Source organism: Streptomyces changchenzhani, assembly GCF_039766235.1.
Taxonomy (GTDB): domain Bacteria; phylum Actinomycetota; class Actinomycetes; order Streptomycetales; family Streptomycetaceae; genus Streptomyces.
The window spans coordinates 241,365-254,601 of record NZ_JBDHNH010000011.1 but is presented as its reverse complement, the minus strand read 5'-3'; the positions used below and the strand labels follow the sequence as shown (position 1 = coordinate 254,601).

Genomic DNA, 13,237 nt, shown 5'->3' with positions numbered 1-13,237 from the left:
ACAGATGGGGCCCACCCCGGCAATCTGTTCTCAGGCAGTTACTTCTGCCTCTACTTCTTGATCAGCCCCTTGGACTCCAGGTACTCCCTCGCCGCGTCCGCGGGCTTCGCCCGGTCGGCGTCGATCTTGCGGTTCAGCTCGACCAGATCATCCGTCGTCAGCACTTCGGTGAGCTTGCCGAGCGCGTCCGCTATCTCCTGGGATCCGGCGTCCTTCGCATTGACCACGGGCAGTACGTTGTCCGCGTTCTGGAGCTTCTTGTCGTCCTCCAGGAGTACGAGCCCGAAGCTTTTCAGCGTCGCGTCGGTCGTGGTGGTCAGCACCAGCTGGTCCGCGCCGTCCTTGACCGCCTGCTTGGCCTGCGGCGTGCCCACGCCCTTGGGGTCGACGCCGGTCACCTCGATGCCGTACGTCTTCTTCAGCCCTGGTGCGCAGAATGGCCGCACGGTGCATTCGTCGCCCGCCGCGATCCTCACCTTGAGCTTGGACTTTCCAAGGTCGGAGAGGGTCTTGAGCTTGTTCTTCTCGGCGTATTCCTTGGTCACCGCGAAAGCGTTCTGGTCGACGGCCTCGCCGGGCTTCAGCGCCTTGAGTCCACGCGGATCCGCGAGCTTTTCCAGCGCCTTGTACGTGGCGGTGACATCACTGGATGCAACCGGCTTCTGCTCCGGCGCCTTGGGCCCGTTCGCCTTGGCGTTGAGGAATTCCGCGAGCGTGGCCGCGTATTCCGGTACGACGTCGATCTCGCCCTTCTCCAGGGCCGGTTCGTACAGCTCGCGGTTCTCGACGGTCTTGACGGAGGTGCCGTATCCGGCGTCGTCGAGGAGCTGCACATACAGCTCGGCCAGCACCTTGGACTCGGTGAAACCGGCCGAACCGATCACCAGCGAAGCCTTCTTGCCGCCGTCACCGGCCGCGGTCGAGCCGCCGTCCTTGTCCTTCTCCAGGCTGTCGCCACCGCCGCAGGCCGCCAGCCCACCGGCCAGCGCCACTACGGCCACTACCGCACCTGCTGTGCGCGAGATCCTGCTCATGAGGTTCACCAATCCAAGAGAAGAGACACAAGAGAAAGAAGTACGAAGGAGAAAGGGAGGAATGGGGGCCGTCACGCGGTTTCTTGCGGGACGACACGGCGCCGCATGGGGTCGAGCAGCCGGTGCGCCGCCACCAGTGCGCCCTCGACGAGCAGCGCGAGCACGGCGACGAGCAGCGCGCCCGCCACCACCTGCGGGGTGTTGTACGTGTTGAACCCGGCGGTGATGATCCGGCCGAGGCCGCCCTCGCCCGCCATCGCGGCGAGCGTCGCCGTGGCGACCACCTGGACCGCGGCCGACCTGAGCCCCGTCATGATCAGCGGATACGCGAGGGGCAGCTCGACCCGGAGGAACAGCTGGCGCCCCGACATACCCATCCCCCGCGCGGCCTCCACCACCGCCCGGTCCACCTCCCGCATGCCGATGTAGGCATTGGTCAGCAGCGGCGGCACGGCGAAAAGCACCAGCGCGATGATCGTCGGCAGGTCACCCTGCCTGCCCAGCGGGGTGAGCGTGAGCAGGATCAGCACCGCGAGGGTGGGGATCGCCCGCCCGACGTTGGAGAGATTGATGGCGAGCGCGCCGCCCCGGCCCAGATGCCCCAGCCACAGCGCGAGCGGCAACGCGATCAGGCAGGACAGCAGCAGGCACACGCCGCTGAAGTAGAGGTGCTCGCCCAGCCTGTTCCAAATGCCGCTCTCGCCCTGCCAGTTGGCGTTGGTCGTCAGCCAGCTGAAGGCGTCCCCGATGGCTCCCATGAATCAGCCGACCTTCGCCACATCGGCCGCACGGGCCGCACGGGCCGCACGGATACGCGGCGCACGGATGCGCGGCGCACGCCCGCTGCCCGGCCTACGTATCCGGGTCCAGGGCGTCAGCATCCGCTGCAGCCCGAGCAGCAGCAGGTCCGCCACCACCGCGAGCAGCACACAGATCACCGAGGCGGTGAGCACCTGCGCCTTGAAGATGGAGTCGAGCCCGTCGACGATCAGCGTGCCAAGACCGCCGTACCCGACGATCGCGCCGATCGTCGTCATGGCGACCGTCGACACCGTCGCGATCCGCACCCCGGCCAGCAGCGCGGGCAGCGCGAGCGGCAGCTCGACCTCCCACAGCAGCCGACCAGGACCGTACCCCATGCCCTGCGCGGCCTCGCGTGCCTCGGCGGGCACCGCTTCGAGGCCCGCCAGGATGTTCCGCACGAGCACGGTCAGCGAATAGAGCACCAGGCCGGTGATCACCACAGCCGGTGAGAGGCCGAACAGCGGCAGCAGCAGCGAGAACATCGCCAGCGACGGAATCGTGTAGAGCAGGGTCGTCAGGCCCAGGACCGGTCCGGCGAACCTGCGGCGGCCCCGCGCGAGCAGCGCCAGCGGAAAGGCGATCAGCAGCCCGATCACCACCGAGACCACGGTGATCCACACATGCTGCACCGTCGCGTCGATCAACTCCTGGCTGCGGGACCGGACATACTCGCCGCAAATCCAGTCGTTCGCCGCCAGACAGTTCTGCGCGCCACTCATGCCGCCCCACCTCCCCCGACAACCCGAACTTATGTCTGACGACCCTATCCTCGGCCACTGACAATCGCCGAGGCCGTCACATTGCAGCAACATGGGGCGGGGGTTCGGGGGTCGCCCCCCGGGAAATGTCACAGCACAGGGCACCGGCCACAATGGGGAATCATGATCCGATTCGAGAACGTCACCAAGCGGTACGCCGACGGCACCACTGCCGTCGACGACCTCTCCTTCGAAGTCGCCGAGGGGGAACTGGTCACGCTCGTCGGGCCTTCCGGCTGCGGCAAAACCACCACCATGAAGATGGTGAACCGGCTGATCGAGCCGACCGACGGCCGGATATTCCTCGACGGAGAAGACATATCCACCGTCGACCCCGTGCAGCTGCGCCGCCGTATCGGCTATGTCATCCAGCAGGTCGGCCTCTTCCCGCACAAGACGGTCCTGGAGAACACCGCGACCGTCCCCCACCTCCTGGGCGTCAAGCGCGCCAAGGCCCACGCGCGCGCCGCCGAGCTGCTCGACCTGGTCGGTCTCGACCCGAAGGTGCACGGGAACCGCTACCCCGACCAGCTCTCCGGCGGTCAGCGCCAGCGCGTCGGCGTGGCAAGAGCGTTGGCGGCCGACCCGCCCGTTCTGCTGATGGACGAGCCCTTCGGGGCGGTCGACCCGGTCGTACGCGAACACCTTCAGAACGAATTCCTCAAGCTCCAGTCACAGATGCGCAAGACTGTGCTCTTCGTCACGCACGACATCGAGGAGGCCGTCCGACTCGGTGACCGCATCGCGGTCTACGGGCAGGGCAGGATCGAGCAGTTCGACCCCCCGGCCGCCGTCCTCGGCATGCCCGCGACGCCGTACGTCGCGGACTTCGTCGGCGCCGACCGCGGTCTCAAGCGGCTCTCCGTCACGCCGATCGAGCCCGGCGACCTGGAGCAGCCGCCCGTCGTGCACCTGGACGACCCGCTGAAGAAGGCGGCGGACATGCTCGCCGCGGAGGGCGCCCGCTGGGCCGTCGTCCTGGACAGTAAGGACGATCTGCACGGCTGGATCTCCGCCGAGCGTGCCAACGCCGCGACCGGGACCGTACGCGAGCACGCCCGCCGCATGGAGGCCTGGCTGCCCGTCGGCGCCTCGCTCAAGCAGGCATTCGCCACGATGCTCCAGCACGACGCGGGCTGGATCGCGGTCATCGACGAGGGGAGCGCCGGACACTTCCTCGGCGTCCTCACCCCGGCGAGGCTGCACGAGGCGCTGCGCAGGTCGATCGACGCGGACGCGCACGCCGTTCCCCGTACCGAGGTGGAAGTGGAATCGATCAGCCTGCCCTGAGCTGCCAGTCCTGGGCTGCCAGTCCTGAGCTGCCCGTCCTGAGCTGCCCGTCCTGAGCCCGCCGGTCGGCCCCTCAGCCCGTCAGCCCGTCAGCCGGCCACTGATCCAGGCCAGGGCCGGCGGGATCTCGCGCCGCCAGGTGTTGAAGTTGTGGCCGCCGCTGTCGAGGGTGATCGACGAGACGCGCGCGGGCGCGGGCACCTTGTTGATGAACTTCAGGGTGTTCCTGAGATTCCCCTCGCCCGACTTGGAGCTGGTCACCAGGAACGACGAGCGCGCCAGCGCGCCCGGCTTCGCGTGGTCCAGGCTCCACAGCAGGTCGGACCGGTGCCGCAGCGCCTGGCTGCCGCCGAAGAGGTCGCCGGTCGTCGCGTCGTCGGCGGCCTTGTAGTACGCGGAGAGACCCGCGCTCGCGCCGAAGGTGCCGGGGTGGTGCATCGCGATCTTGAGCGCGCAGTAGCCGCCGGTGGAGTTCCCCATGAAGCCCCAGTTCCGCGGCTCGGTGCCGACCCGGTAGGACCTCGATATCGCCCTGGGCAGGTCCTTGGCGAAGAAGGTCTCGGTCTGCGGGCCGCCGGGTATGTCCGCGCACTCGGTGTCCCGCGGCGGCGCCACCGTCGGCCGCATCATCACCAGGATCATCGGCTGCATCTTGCCGCTCTTGACCTGCGTGTACGCCGTCTTCGGGTAGCGCAGCCCCTGGATCAGGTTCTCCGCGGTGCCCGGGTAGCCGGTGAGCACCACGGACGCCGGGAAGGTCTTCTTCGCGTACTCCGGCTGGAAGTACTCGGGCGGCAGATAGACGTAGGCGGGGCTGTCTATCCCGGACTTCCGCCCCACCACGACGATCTTCTGCACCTGGCCGCCCACCCGGGGCGTGGAGCCGCCCGGCACGTCCACGGCCTGGGTGCCGAGGACCTTGATGTCCTTGCCGCCGGCCGAGTGGTCCACGACCACCCCCATCTCCGTCTCCTGACCGAAGAGATCGCCCCAGGAGCCGTAGAAGAGAAACGATTTGTTGGCGGCGAAACCGACCGATGCGAAGAGCAGCACCTGGGTCGCCAGCAACAGCCCGACACGGCCCAGCACCGAGCGCCAGCCGCGGCCGGCCAGCCGCGGCCAGAGCCAGATCGTGGTCGCGAACAGCGCCACTGCCAGGAGTACGGCGAGCGCCAGAACCTTGTTGCTGGTGAGACCCATGTGACGAGACAGCTTTCTGCCTGAGAATTTCGTGAGCGTGAGTGAACCCGCTCCCCGGCTGCGCCGTCCTAGAGGACGCAAATTGTCCGGCTGCTTCGGCCCACGGACAGAAGATCTCTCGCGTGAACCATGGGAAGCGATGTCCAGCAAAGTAGATGGGGATAAATCACGGATGGTTCCGAATTGGATTCGACGGGCCCTGAGCGGACCGCGCCCCGAATCGGTGCCCTCCCTGGTCGGTACGGCCTGCGCCGTCGTGGGCCTCCTGGACATCGCGGCGGGGGTTTTCCCGCGCTTCAGAAACAGCCGGATGCACACCGTCGCCGAGGTGCTGCCGGGTGCGCTCGGACCGTTTGCCGCCGCCCTCGCCATCAGCGCCGGCGTTCTGCTGCTGCTCCTCGCACACGGCCTCAAGCGCCACAAGCGCCGCGCCTGGCGCGCCGCCGTGGTGCTGCTGCCCGCCGGGGCCGTGGCCCAGTTCACGTACCGCCACTCGCTCCTCGGCGTACTGATCTCGCTGGCGCTGCTCGCCCTGCTGCTGCGCCACCGCCGCGAATTCGCCGCACTGCCCGACCCGAGCAGCCGCTGGAAGGCTCTGGCGAACTTCGTCCTCCTCGGTGCCGGGTCCCTCGGGCTTGGCTTGATCATCGTCAGCTCACACCCGGCGAAGGTGGTCGGCAACCCGAGCGTCGCCGAGCGGCTGGAACACGTCCTGTACGGGCTCTTCGGCCTGGAGGGCCCGGTCGACTACGCAGGCCAGGTCTCCTGGACCGTCGGCTACTCACTGGGCGCGCTGGGCCTGCTCACCGCCATCACCACCATCTACCTGGCCCTGCGCCCCGAACACCCGGCCGCCCGCCTCACCCCGGACGACGAGCGGCGGCTGCGCGAGCTGCTCGCCAAGCACGGCGGCCGTGACTCGCTGGGCCACTTCGCGCTCCGCCACGACAAGGGCGTCGTCTTCTCGCCCAGCGGCAAGGCCGCCGTCTGCTACCGGGTGATCTCCGGTGTGATGCTCGCCAGCGGCGACCCGATCGGCGACGTCGAGGCCTGGCCGGGCGCCATCGAGCGCTTCATGGACGAGGCCAAGGCGCACTCCTGGACCCCGGCCGTCATGGGGTGCAGCGAGACCGGCGGCGAGGTGTGGACCCGCGAGACCGGGCTCGACGCGCTGGAGCTCGGCGACGAAGCGGTGGTGGACGTGCCGGATTTCTCCCTCAGCGGGCGCGCCATGCGCAACGTGCGCCAGATGGTGAAGCGCATCGAGCGGGGTGGCTACGAGACCCGGGTGCGGCGCGTCCGTGACCTCGGCGAGGCCGAGCTTGAGCGGATCAGACGGGCCGCCGCCGACTGGCGCGGCACCGACAACGAGCGCGGCTTCTCGATGGCACTCGGCCGCATCGGCGAGCCCGGCGACGGGGACTGCGTGATCGCCACCGCGCACAACACCGCCGACGCGGACTCCCCGTACGGCGATCTGAAGGCCGTCCTGCACTTCGTCCCGTGGGGTACGGACGGCATGTCCCTGGACCTGATGCGCCGCGACCGCTCCGCCGACCCCGGCATGAACGAGCTGCTGATCGTCGCCTCCCTGCAGGCCGCCCCCCAGCTGGGTGTGGCCCGGGTCTCGCTGAACTTCGCGATGTTCCGCTCGGCGCTCGCCCGTGGCGAGAAGATCGGCGCGGGGCCGGTGCTGCGACTCTGGCGCGGCCTGCTGGTCTTCCTCTCCCGCTGGTTCCAGATCGAGTCGCTGTACAAGTTCAATGCCAAGTTCCGGCCGCGCTGGGAGCCGCGTTTCGTGGTGTTCCGCAGCAACCGCGACCTGCCGCGCATCGGCTTCGCGGCGATGCAGGCGGAGGGATTCGTCACGCTGGCGCTGCCCCGCCCGTTCGCCCGCCGCGCCGCCCGCAGGCCACGCCGCCCCTGCGCCCACCTCGACCAGCCCCGGAGCCTGGACGCCGAGCGGTCGGCCGCCTGACTGCCGGACGGCCGCGGCCCGTGGTCCACCTCGCGGACCTCGCGTACCCCGCGGGGTACGCGGGGTCCGGGTATCCCCTGCTGACGCCTACGCTGGTCGTATGAGTACGTTGCGTGCGCGTGGCCGAATCGAGGGTCTGCCGGAGTGGGACCGCTGTGCGGTGATGGGGGTCGTCAATGTGACGCCCGATTCCTTCTCCGACGGCGGCCGCTGGTTCGACACCACCGCCGCGGTCAAGCGCGGCCTTGACCTCGCCGCCGAGGGCGCCGACCTGGTGGACGTCGGCGGCGAGTCGACGCGCCCCGGAGCGCCGCGCGTCGACGCGGACGAGGAGCTGAGGCGGGTGATCCCGGTGGTGCGCGGCCTCGCGTCCGAGGGCATCGTCGTCTCCGTGGACACCATGCGCGCGGCCGTCGCCGAGCAGGCGGTCGCGGCCGGTGCGGTCCTGGTCAACGACGTCAGTGGCGGCCTGGCCGACCCCGCGATGATCCCGGTGGTCGCGGCGGCCGGAGTCCCGTTCGTCGTCATGCACTGGCGGGGCTTCAGCCAGGACATGAACAACCGCGCGGTGTACGCCGACGTGGTCGCCGAGGTCGTGGCCGAGCTCCACGCGCGCGTGGCGGCCGTCGTCGAAGGGGGCATCGCCCCCGAGCGGATCGTGATCGACCCGGGCCTGGGCTTCGCCAAGCAGGCCGAGCACGACCTGGCCCTGGTCGCCCACCTCTCCGAACTGCGCGCCCTGGGCCGCCCGCTGCTGATCGCCGCCTCCCGCAAGAGGTTCCTCGGCCGGGTGCTGGCCGGCGCGGAGGCGGCCCCGCCGCCGCCCGCCCGCGAGCGTGACGCGGCCACCGCTGCGGTCTCCGCGATCGCCGCGCACGAGGGCGCCTGGGCCGTGCGCGTCCACGAGGTGCGGGCGACCGCCGACGCCGTACGAGTCGCCAGGGCCATCGAGGGAGCCCTGTGAGCTCCCGGCGCGACGACTCCGGGCGCGACGACTCCGCGCACGGTGACGCCGAGCTGGTCGAGCTGGCCAACACCGCGTTCTACGAGGCAGTGGAGCAGGGTGACTTCGAGGAGCTGACGTCGCTCTGGCTGGAGGACGAGATCTCCTGCGTCCACCCCGGCTGGCCGGTGCTCTCGGGCCGCGGCGAGGTGTTGCGCTCGTACGCGCTGATCATGGCGAACACCGAGTACATCCAGTTCTTCCTCACCGATGTGAAGGTGACGGTGCTGGGCGAGACCGCCCTGGTGAACTGCACCGAGAACACCCTGAGCGGCGGCCCCTCCGAGGAGGCGGGCGAGCTGGGTCCCCTGGTGGGCCAGCTGATCGTGGCCACCAATGTGTTCCGCCGCACGCCCGATGGCTGGAAGCTCTGGTCGCACCACGGTTCACCCGTGCTGACAGAAACCGACGAGGACGAGGACGAGGAGTCACCCGCCTGAGCGGGTACGGGCCCGTCGGAGCTCTCACAGCGGGCGGCCGAGGTTGGGCGGCGGACCCCATGGGTATGGGCGGCTACCAGCCCCGCGCGGTTCTGTCCATGGCCCCGTGGGCGAGCACCGGCGGCGCTCGCAGGTAGATTCGAGTGAGGGTGACGTGCCGACCGCACTCGGCAGGAACCCTTCTTCACTACGAAAAGCAGGAGTGATTCGCGTGGATCGTGTCGCGCTGCGCGGCCTCAAGGCCCGTGGGCACCATGGCGTGTTCCCCCGGGAGCGCGCGGAAGGCCAGACCTTCATCGTGGACCTGGTGCTCGGCCTCGACACCCGCCCCGCGGCGGCCACCGACGACCTGGCGAAGACCGTGCACTACGGCGTCGTGGCGGAAGAGGTCGTGGAGGTCGTACAGGGAGAACCGGTCGATCTGATCGAGACGCTCGCTGAGCGGATCGCCCAGCAGTGCCTCAAGCACGACGGGGTCGAGGAGGTCGAGGTCTGCGTCCACAAGCCGGACGCCCCGATCACCGTGCCCTTCGACGACGTGACCATCACCATCACCCGGAGCCGAGTATGACTGTGTTTTCTTCGAACGGGGCGACGCAGAGCGACCCGACCGTGCAGCCGGTACCCGCCTCCGTGGTCGAGCAGGTGGACGCGGCCGACATCACCCTGTCCAACCCGAAACGCGCGGTGATCTCGCTCGGCAGCAATCTGGGCAACCGCCTGGAGACCCTCCAGGGCGCGATCGACGCCCTGGAGGACACCCCCGGCCTGCGGGTCAAGGCCGTCTCCCCGGTGTACGAGACCGAGCCGTGGGGCGTCGACCCCGGCTCCCAGCCCTCGTACTTCAACGCGGTGATCGTCGTGAAGACCACGCTGCCGCCGTCCTCCCTGCTGGAGCGCGGCCAGGCCATCGAGGAGGCCTTCGACCGGGTCCGCGAGGAGCGCTGGGGGCCGCGCACCATCGATGTGGACATCGTGGCGTACGCCGATGTCGTCTCCGACGACCCCGCCCTCACCCTGCCGCACCCGCGGGCCCACGAGCGGGCCTTCGTGCTGGCCCCGTGGCACGACGTGGAGCCGGAGGCACAGTTGCCCGGCCGCGGCCCGGTGGCGGACCTGCTGGCCGGCGCGGGCACCGCCGGTGTACTTCCGCGCGCCGATCTGGAACTCCGCCTGCCCGAGTAATCGTTAGCCTGTCGGACCGGTGTCGACCCGACCCGGATCCGACCTGCCCGATCTGACCTGCCCGATGCGAACTGCCCGATGCGACCTGATGTGAGGGGCTCTCCCGGTGAAGCAACTGCGGCTCGGTGTATTGGCCGGCCTGTTCGCCGTGGCCGGAGTCCTGTCCTGGGGCGGCGCCCGGGTCTGGGACACCGTCTCCACCCTGCCGAGCGTGCCGCTGGCGGCGCCCGTCGTGCTGGCGCTGATCGCGGCGGTCCTGCTCGCGACCGCCCTCTCGCTGCGCTCCCGGCTGCGCGCCCAGCGCGAGCGGCGCCCCGGCGCCAAGGGCGTCGAGCCGCTGATGGCGGCCCGCGCGGTGGTATTCGGCCAGGCGAGTGCGCTGGTCGCGTCGCTGGTCTCCGGGATGTACGGCGGCACCGGCGTGTACCTGCTGATGAACAGCCTCGACATCCCCGCCCGCCAGGAGCAGGCCATCTATGCGGGCTCGGCCGTCCTGGCGGGCGCGGCGGTGATCGCGGCGGCGATCTTCCTGGAGCGGGTCTGCCGGCTCCCGGACGACGAGGAGCAGGGCACGGCCCCGGCCGTGTAGGGCGCGTACGTACGGCCGACGGCCCTCGGGCTTCCCGGGCCCCGCAGGCTTCTCCCACGGCCCCGGCCGCGCAGGGCCACGTACGACCCTCAAGGTGTCCGGGGCCCGGCTCTGGCCCGACGGCCCGCCATCGGGGTCAATGGCGGCAAGGACCGGGACGGCTTGCTAGCGGGCCATGATCAGGCTCATCGCCTCGTTGCGGGTCGCCGCGTCCCGCAGCTGCCCGCGGACCGCCGAGGTGATCGTCTTGGCCCCGGGCTTGCGGATGCCGCGCATCGACATGCACATGTGCTCGCACTGGATAACGACGATCACGCCGCGCGGCTCCAGGATTTCCATCAGCGAGTCGGCTATCTGGGTGGTCAGTCGTTCCTGCACCTGCGGGCGGCGGGCATAGACATCAACGAGCCTGGCCAGCTTGGAAAGCCCCGTGATTTTGCCACTGGTCGCCGGGATGTATCCGACGTGCGCCACCCCGCGGAACGGCACCAGGTGGTGTTCGCAGGTCGAGAAGACCTCGATGTCCTTCACCAGGACCATCTCGTCGTGACCGAGGTCGAACGTGGTCGTCAGGACCTCCTCGGGGGTCTGCCACAGCCCGCCGAAGATCTCCTTGTACGCCCTCGCCACACGTGCCGGTGTTTCCCGCAGGCCCTCCCGGTCGGGGTCCTCCCCGATGGCGATGAGCAGCTCACGTACGGCGTTCTCGGCCCGCTTCTCGTCGAACTCGCCTATGGAGCCCTCGCCGTCCAGCGTCACCGGGTCGGTCATTTGTGCCTCGTTCCTGTGCTTTCGCATGCCCACACCAGCGGGCACAGAAGAATGCCGCGCCCCCCAAGGCTAAAACCTGGGGGACGCGGCATCCATTCCGGGCCCGGTGGGACCCGAGTGGTCAGCTCTCGGGACGCTCCTCGGGGACCGCCTCGGCCGCCGGAGCGGCCTTGGTGGTGTCCGGGCCTGCCGTCACTGCGGGAACGGCACCGTTGGCCGTGGCTCCGTTGGTGAGGGACAGTTCCTTCGGGGAGAGCACCGGCGGCCTGGTGGACGGCGTACGGCGGGAGGATCCGGTCCACGCGGGGCGGGCCGGGCGCTTCACGATCGGAGTGAAGATCTCGGCGATCTGCTCCTTGTTCAGCGTTTCCTTCTCCAGCAGCGCGAGGACCAGGTTGTCGAGAACGTCGCGGTTCTCGACGAGAATCTCCCAGGCCTCGTTGTGCGCGGTCTCGATGAGCTTCTTGACCTCTTCGTCGACCAGCGCCGCAACTTCTTCCGAGTAGTCCCGCTGGTGACCCATGTCGCGGCCGAGGAACGGCTCGGAGCCGTCCTGACCGAACTTGATCGCACCGAGACGCTCGGTCATGCCGTACTGCGTCACCATCGCGCGGGCCGTGGTGGTGGCCTTCTCGATGTCGTTCGAAGCGCCCGTGGTCGGGTCGTGGAACACGAGTTCCTCGGCCGCACGGCCGCCCATCATGTAGGCGAGCTGGTCCAGCATCTCGTTGCGCGTGGTCGAGTACTTGTCCTCGTCCGGGAGCACCATCGTGTAACCGAGGGCACGCCCGCGGGCGAGGATGGTGACCTTGTGCACCGGGTCGCTGTTCGGAGAGGCCGCCGCGACCAGGGCGTGGCCGCCCTCGTGGTACGCGGTGATCTTCTTTTCCTTCTCGCTCATGATCCGGGTCCGCTTCTGCGGTCCGGCCACGACACGGTCGATCGCCTCGTCCAAAGCGTGGTTGTCCACCAGCTTCAGATCCATACGGGCGGTCAGCAGCGCGGCCTCGTTCAGTACGTTCGCCAGGTCGGCGCCGGTGAAGCCGGGCGTACGACGGGCGACGGCCCGGAGGTCGACCTCCGGCGTGACCGGCTTGCCCTTGGCGTGCACCTTGAGGATCTCAAGACGGCCAAGCAGATCCGGACGGTCGACCGCGATCTGCCGGTCGAAACGGCCGGGACGCAGCAGCGCAGGGTCGAGGATGTCCGGCCGGTTCGTGGCGGCGATCAGGATGACGCCACCCTTCACGTCGAAGCCGTCCATCTCGACGAGCAGCTGGTTGAGCGTCTGCTCGCGCTCGTCGTGCCCGCCGCCCATACCGGCACCGCGGTGCCGGCCCACGGCGTCGATCTCGTCGACGAAGACGATCGCCGGAGCGTTCGCCTTGGCCTGCTCGAAGAGGTCGCGGACACGCGAGGCACCGACACCGACGAACATCTCGACGAAGTCGGAACCGGAGATGGAGTAGAACGGCACGCCCGCTTCGCCGGCGACGGCGCGAGCGAGCAGCGTCTTGCCCGTACCGGGCGGGCCGTACAGCAGCACGCCCTTGGGGATCTTGGCGCCGACGGCCTGGAACTTCGCCGGCTCCTGCAGGAACTCCTTGATCTCGTGGAGCTCCTCCACCGCCTCGTCGGCGCCCGCCACATCGGAGAACGTCGTCTTGGGGGTGTCCTTGGTGATCAGCTTGGCCTTGGACTTCCCGAACTGCATGACACGGGAGCCACCGCCCTGCATCTGGTTCATCAGGAACAGGAAGACGACCACGATGAGGACGAAGGGGAGCAGGGAAAGCAGGATCCCGACGAACGGGTTCTGCTTGGAGGGGGAGACCGTGTAGCCCTTTTCGATGTCCCCATTGTCGAACTTCGACTGCAGCTTGTTGGCAAGCGCGACGCCCTGGTCGCCGATGTAGCTTGCCTGAATCTTGCTGCTGCCCTTGACTTTCTGGCCAGACTTGAGCTCGACCTTGATGACTGCTTCGTCACCGGTCGTCAGCTTGGCCTGCTTGATCTGGTTCTTGTCGATCGACTGGACGACCTCGGCGGTGTCCACCGTCTTATAGCCGCCGGACGAGCCGACAACCTGCATCAGCACGACCACGGCGAGGACGGCCAGTACGATCCACATGACCGGCCCACGGAAGTATCGCTTCACGTCCATCCATACGGGGCGGTACTCGCC

The 13,237-nt window shown here is 69.1% G+C and carries 13 protein-coding genes; 7 read left to right on the top strand and 6 right to left on the bottom strand.

The window, feature by feature from the left end; all coding sequences use genetic code 11:
* Window positions 1–50: 50 nt before the first annotated feature.
* The 3 genes from ABCR94_RS31350 to ABCR94_RS31340 form a co-directional block, all read right to left on the bottom strand.
* Entirely contained in the window at window positions 51–1,034 is a 984-nt protein-coding gene (locus ABCR94_RS31350; protein ID WP_347123966.1) for an ABC transporter substrate-binding protein, read from the bottom strand.
* Window positions 1,035–1,105: 71 nt separating this feature from the next.
* The gene (locus tag ABCR94_RS31345; RefSeq protein ID WP_347123964.1) at window positions 1,106–1,792 is read right to left on the bottom strand and encodes an ABC transporter permease; all 687 of its coding nucleotides are present in this window, start codon (window positions 1,790–1,792) and stop codon (window positions 1,106–1,108) included.
* Window positions 1,793–1,795: 3 nt separating this feature from the next.
* A complete protein-coding gene (locus ABCR94_RS31340; RefSeq protein WP_347123962.1) occupies window positions 1,796–2,557 on the bottom strand; it encodes an ABC transporter permease in 762 nt (253 codons plus the stop codon).
* A gap of 162 nt (window positions 2,558–2,719) precedes the next feature.
* On the opposite strand from ABCR94_RS31340, the gene ABCR94_RS31335 reads away from it, so the two are divergent.
* Entirely contained in the window at window positions 2,720–3,886 is a 1,167-nt protein-coding gene (locus ABCR94_RS31335) for an ABC transporter ATP-binding protein (RefSeq protein WP_347123960.1), read from the top strand.
* Between the two features lie 81 nt (window positions 3,887–3,967).
* Here the strand turns inward: ABCR94_RS31335 and ABCR94_RS31330 are convergent, their stop codons facing one another.
* Entirely contained in the window at window positions 3,968–5,086 is a 1,119-nt protein-coding gene (locus tag ABCR94_RS31330) for an alpha/beta hydrolase (protein WP_347123959.1), read from the bottom strand.
* A gap of 139 nt (window positions 5,087–5,225) precedes the next feature.
* Here ABCR94_RS31330 and ABCR94_RS31325 point away from each other — a divergent pair, with 139 nt between their 5' ends.
* From ABCR94_RS31325 to ABCR94_RS31300, 6 genes are all read left to right on the top strand, one after another.
* Window positions 5,226–7,064: a phosphatidylglycerol lysyltransferase domain-containing protein gene (locus ABCR94_RS31325; RefSeq protein WP_347123957.1), complete on the top strand. Its 1,839-nt coding sequence runs from the start codon at window positions 5,226–5,228 to the stop codon at window positions 7,062–7,064.
* A gap of 100 nt (window positions 7,065–7,164) precedes the next feature.
* Entirely contained in the window at window positions 7,165–8,028 is an 864-nt protein-coding gene (folP, locus tag ABCR94_RS31320) for a dihydropteroate synthase (RefSeq protein ID WP_347123955.1), read from the top strand.
* Complete coding sequence (locus tag ABCR94_RS31315; RefSeq protein ID WP_347123953.1) at window positions 8,025–8,507, top strand: nuclear transport factor 2 family protein; 483 nt, start codon at window positions 8,025–8,027, stop codon at window positions 8,505–8,507. Before folP ends, ABCR94_RS31315 begins: the two co-directional genes overlap by 4 nt.
* Window positions 8,508–8,718: 211 nt before the next feature.
* Window positions 8,719–9,078 carry a dihydroneopterin aldolase gene (gene folB / locus ABCR94_RS31310; RefSeq protein WP_347123951.1) on the top strand — a complete coding sequence of 120 codons (360 nt, stop codon included), beginning with the start codon at window positions 8,719–8,721 and terminating at the stop codon, window positions 9,076–9,078.
* Window positions 9,075–9,692, top strand: a complete 618-nt coding sequence (gene folK / locus ABCR94_RS31305; RefSeq protein WP_347123949.1) for a 2-amino-4-hydroxy-6-hydroxymethyldihydropteridine diphosphokinase — start codon at window positions 9,075–9,077, stop codon at window positions 9,690–9,692. The genes folB and folK overlap by 4 nt, the downstream gene beginning before the upstream one ends.
* A gap of 106 nt (window positions 9,693–9,798) precedes the next feature.
* Complete coding sequence (locus ABCR94_RS31300; RefSeq protein ID WP_347123947.1) at window positions 9,799–10,281, top strand: DUF3180 domain-containing protein; 483 nt, start codon at window positions 9,799–9,801, stop codon at window positions 10,279–10,281.
* Between the two features lie 165 nt (window positions 10,282–10,446).
* Here ABCR94_RS31300 and folE read toward each other — a convergent pair whose 3' ends face one another.
* The gene (folE, locus tag ABCR94_RS31295; protein ID WP_347124072.1) at window positions 10,447–11,052 is read right to left on the bottom strand and encodes a GTP cyclohydrolase I FolE; all 606 of its coding nucleotides are present in this window, start codon (window positions 11,050–11,052) and stop codon (window positions 10,447–10,449) included.
* 121 nt (window positions 11,053–11,173) lie between these two features.
* Entirely contained in the window at window positions 11,174–13,216 is a 2,043-nt protein-coding gene (gene ftsH, locus ABCR94_RS31290) for an ATP-dependent zinc metalloprotease FtsH (RefSeq protein ID WP_347123945.1), read from the bottom strand.
* Window positions 13,217–13,237: the final 21 nt, after the last annotated feature.

Bases quoted from the DNA above. Each gene is read 5' to 3' on its own strand.
- ABCR94_RS31345 (WP_347123964.1), bottom strand. From the start codon at position 1,792: ATGGGAGCCATCGGGGACGCCTTCAGCTGGCTGACGACCAACGCCAAC.
- folE (WP_347124072.1), bottom strand. From the start codon at position 11,052: ATGACCGACCCGGTGACGCTGGACGGCGAGGGCTCCATAGGCGAGTTC.
- ABCR94_RS31350 (WP_347123966.1), bottom strand. From the start codon at position 1,034: ATGAGCAGGATCTCGCGCACAGCAGGTGCGGTAGTGGCCGTAGTGGCG.
- ftsH (WP_347123945.1), bottom strand. From the start codon at position 13,216: ATGGACGTGAAGCGATACTTCCGTGGGCCGGTCATGTGGATCGTACTG.
- ABCR94_RS31340 (WP_347123962.1), bottom strand. From the start codon at position 2,557: ATGAGTGGCGCGCAGAACTGTCTGGCGGCGAACGACTGGATTTGCGGC.
- ABCR94_RS31335 (WP_347123960.1), top strand. From the start codon at position 2,720: ATGATCCGATTCGAGAACGTCACCAAGCGGTACGCCGACGGCACCACT.
- folP (WP_347123955.1), top strand. From the start codon at position 7,165: ATGAGTACGTTGCGTGCGCGTGGCCGAATCGAGGGTCTGCCGGAGTGG.
- ABCR94_RS31330 (WP_347123959.1), bottom strand. From the start codon at position 5,086: ATGGGTCTCACCAGCAACAAGGTTCTGGCGCTCGCCGTACTCCTGGCA.
- ABCR94_RS31325 (WP_347123957.1), top strand. From the start codon at position 5,226: ATGTCCAGCAAAGTAGATGGGGATAAATCACGGATGGTTCCGAATTGG.
- folK (WP_347123949.1), top strand. From the start codon at position 9,075: ATGACTGTGTTTTCTTCGAACGGGGCGACGCAGAGCGACCCGACCGTG.